Below are 3,741 nucleotides of genomic sequence, written 5' to 3' on the forward strand. Positions count from 1 at the left end.
GGAACCACTACCAGAACATCTTACAGATATAACCCGCGAGATAAAAAAAGGGAAATATGATCTGGGTATAGTGGTGGATCCGGATGTTGACAGACTTGCTTTTGTTTGTGAGGATGGAACTCCGTTCGGTGAAGAATATACACTTGTTGCTGTAGCAGATTATGTTTTAAACGCAGGCAACAAGAAGAAAGGCAACACAGTATCAAACCTGTCGTCTACCCGTGCGTTGCGCGATGTTACCGAAAAGGCTGGTGGAGAATATGCTGCCGCTGCAGTGGGTGAAGTAAATGTAGTGACCATGATGAAAGACACCAATGCATTGATTGGTGGCGAAGGCAATGGTGGCGTCATATATCCTGAGTTACACTACGGTCGCGATGCACTGGTGGGTATAGCGCTGTTCCTTACACACCTGGCTAAGACAGAGTTGACAGTTTCAAGACTGCGTGCCAGCTATCCGAACTATATTATTTCGAAGAACAAGATTGAGCTTACTCCGGATATTGATGTTGATAAGGTGCTGGAAGAGGTGAAGAAGAAGTATAAAAAGCAACCGATCAACACCATCGATGGCGTGAAAATAGAATTTGATAAGGAATGGGTACACCTCCGGAAATCGAACACAGAACCTATTATCCGCATTTATGCTGAGTCTGATATGGAGGTTAAAGCAGAGAATCTCGCCAAAAAGATCATATCTGACATAAAAGAGATTATCAACGAAAAAACCTTGGCCTAATATGCCGGCACCAGTAAAAGGTTCGCTCCGAACCTTTTACCTTTGTGCTCAAACTCATTAACTGATTTTATGCGCATTTATTTGGACAATGCTGCTACTACTCCGCTGGATCCGGAAGTGTTTGAAGCGATGAAGCCCTTTATGCTGGAAGACTTCGGTAATCCGTCATCTACACACGGGCATGGGAGAAAAGTTCGGGCAGCCATTGAATCGGCCAGAAAAAAAATTGCAGAACTGTTAAACTGTACACCCGGTGAGATCATCTTTACTTCGGGCGGTACAGAAGCCGACAATGCCATTTTGACAAGCAGCATCCAGACATACAGTATAAAAAATGTAATCTCTTCGCCCATCGAGCATCATGCAGTAGAGCATACGTTGCACATGCTGGCCAAGCAAGGCAACTTTAACCTGCACATGGTAAAGCTGGACGCGAAAGGACATGTTGACTTTACGCATCTCGAACTACTGCTGAAGGAGAACCCTTCGGCTATGGTATCGCTGATGCATGCTAACAATGAAATTGGAAATTTACTGGACCTTGATCGTGTAGCAGAACTTTGCGATCAGTATAAAGCATACTTCCATTCCGATACAGTGCAAACCATGGGTCATTACAGACACGACCTGAGCAAAACGAAGGTGCATGGTATTACTGCTGCGGCACATAAATTTCACGGGCCAAAAGGTATAGGCTTTATGTTTATTCGTAAGGATAAAAAGATTCAACCTTTTGTACACGGAGGAGCACAGGAACGTAATATGCGTGGAGGAACAGAAAATGTATACGGTATAGTAGGTCTTGCCAAGGCGTTAGAGATTGCGTATCGCGAGATGGATGAGCATATACACTATATCAAAGGACTGAAAGCACGCATGATTGAAAAGTTGAGAGAGCAGATTCCGGGTATAAATTTTCATGGCGATTCCGATAACCTGGAGCAAAGCCTATATACTGTGCTCAATGTTTGCCTGCCTGAATCTGACGAGAACGATATGATGCTCTTTAACCTCGACTTGCAAGGTATATCTGCATCAGGTGGCAGCGCCTGCTCCAGCGGAGCCACGCAGGGATCGCATGTGTTAGGTGCGCTTTATCCCGAATCCAAAAGAGGAGCCGTACGCTTCTCCTTCAGCAAATACAACAAACCCGAAGAAATAGACGTTGCAGTTAAAGCATTGTCTGAGCTTTGTAAAATCCCCGTATAGTTAACAGACCCATAGCCTCTACATTCATGAAGTATATCCCCTCATTAGTCGTTCTTGCGGCATCGTTATTTTTTCTAACCTCTTGTGGTGATGGTGTCCCTAAGCCAATAGTATTCCCAAAAGCAACCCATCTTTACTTTGCCGATTATGCCGGAAAAAAAGTAGGTTTGATGGATGTAAACACGCCTGGGTCATTTACATTAATAGCAGATGAATCAAAAGGTCTGGATACCATCTCCGGTATAGCGATCGATTTTATAGGAGGCAAGATATACGCTGCAGAAGAAATGAAGAACCAGATCATCCGGTTCAATGTAGATGGAACAGGTTCGGTAGAGGTATTGTACGATGAAAGCGACAGCGTTAATATACCAACCAGTATAGCGCTTCATGTTTCCAGTAATTCTTTATACTGGGGCAACTCAGGCACCGGGCAAATAAAGAAAGGCACGATGGACGGAACGGCCGCAGCTGAATCGCTTCGCTTTAATGGCGTAGACTCTGTTATATACTATTCGTATGGCCTTGCCGTTGATAAGAAAAATGAATGGATATATTTTTCTGATCTTAGCGGCTTTGCAGGTATATGGGCAGGAAGACTTGATGGTAAAAGCTCCCGATTCTCTCTCTTCTCAAAATATAGTGAGAATGGTACTGTGTTGAGAAACCCGTCTGCTATATTTCTGGATGAAGAGAACGCGAAGATATACTGGGCAGATGAAGGCTTGAAGAGTATATCCGTTGGAAGTATAGCTACCAGTACGTCAACATTTCTTTTTAACTATGGCAGCGGTGTAAATCGTGCCGATGGTATAGCTGTAGATCGTGGTTCCGGTAAAGTATATTGGACGGAGACTGATCCTTCTAACGACTCGTATGTAATTGCCCGTGGTAATCTCGATGGCACAGGAACCCGTGAAGTTGTGCTGCAGGGCGTTGAGTCGTACAGCATCGCGCTGAAATTTGAAGGACAGTAATTCTGGTAAATATATACCTGTCGTCAGGCAGGTATAATTCCCATCTTCTTCATCAGAAACGTTGCGTTCATTTTCTGAGCCAATCCCGGCTTCAGTTTATAGTCGAATGAAAGCTGATCTTTTTCAATGGTTGCTTCAAAGCAAAAATTCTTTACCCGATCAGGATGTTCTTTTTCAAGATCACCCAGCGCAAGATCATGCGTAGCGATCATGGCGAGACAAGGATGAGGCAATAATTGTTTTACTAATGCTATAGATCCGGCCTGCTTATCCGTAGAGTTTGTTCCCTTTAAAATTTCATCAAGCAATATCAACAGTGGTTTATCGCTGCGCAGTTCTTCCATAATCGTTTTGAGTCGATTGAGTTCTGCGTAGAAATATGATTGATGATCTTTCAATGAATCTGCCGTGCGCATACCCGTGCGTAGTTGAATGATAGGGCAACGAAATTCTTTTGCGCATACAGGCGCACCGTTCAATGCAAGCACAAGATTTATTCCTATTGTTCGCAGAAATGTACTCTTGCCTGCCATATTCGCTCCGGTAACAATGAGTACAGATTGATTGTTGCCAATGAGCAGATCGTTTGATACTCGTTCGTGTTCCGGAAGCAACGGATGGCTGAGTTCTTGTATCTCAATACGTAGCGCATCGTGAATACCGGCATATTGAAACGATGGATGATTAAAAGCAAATGTACCGAAGCTGCAGAGCACTTCAGTTTCGGTAATAACATCGAGCCATACAGGGAGTTTATCCGCGTGATTTACTTTCCATTTTTCAAGCCTGTAAACACATTGCAGATCGTATAGCAGT

General features: G+C 43.8%; 3 protein-coding genes and 1 pseudogene. 3 read left to right on the forward strand and 1 reads right to left on the reverse strand.

Annotated features, from left to right (window positions below; genetic code table 11):
• The 3 genes and pseudogenes from VIN08_RS26945 to VIN08_RS26955 form a co-directional block, all read left to right on the forward strand.
• A pseudogene (locus VIN08_RS26945) lies at nucleotides 1–739 on the forward strand (phosphoglucosamine mutase); the annotation flags it as partial.
• A gap of 69 nt (nucleotides 740–808) precedes the next feature.
• Nucleotides 809–1,948, forward strand: a complete 1,140-nt coding sequence (locus tag VIN08_RS26950) for a cysteine desulfurase family protein (protein ID WP_331972479.1) — start codon at nucleotides 809–811, stop codon at nucleotides 1,946–1,948.
• A gap of 26 nt (nucleotides 1,949–1,974) precedes the next feature.
• Nucleotides 1,975–2,925 (forward strand): hypothetical protein, encoded by a 951-nt coding sequence (locus tag VIN08_RS26955; protein WP_331972481.1) that lies wholly within the window; start codon nucleotides 1,975–1,977, stop codon nucleotides 2,923–2,925.
• 23 nt (nucleotides 2,926–2,948) lie between these two features.
• Here VIN08_RS26955 and VIN08_RS26960 read toward each other — a convergent pair.
• The coding region (locus VIN08_RS26960; RefSeq protein WP_331972483.1) for a MutS family DNA mismatch repair protein at nucleotides 2,949–3,741 on the reverse strand (793 nt) is incomplete at its 5' end.

Source organism: Ohtaekwangia sp., from assembly GCF_036568665.1.
In the GTDB taxonomy this organism is placed as follows: Bacteria; Bacteroidota; Bacteroidia; order Cytophagales; family Cyclobacteriaceae; genus Ohtaekwangia.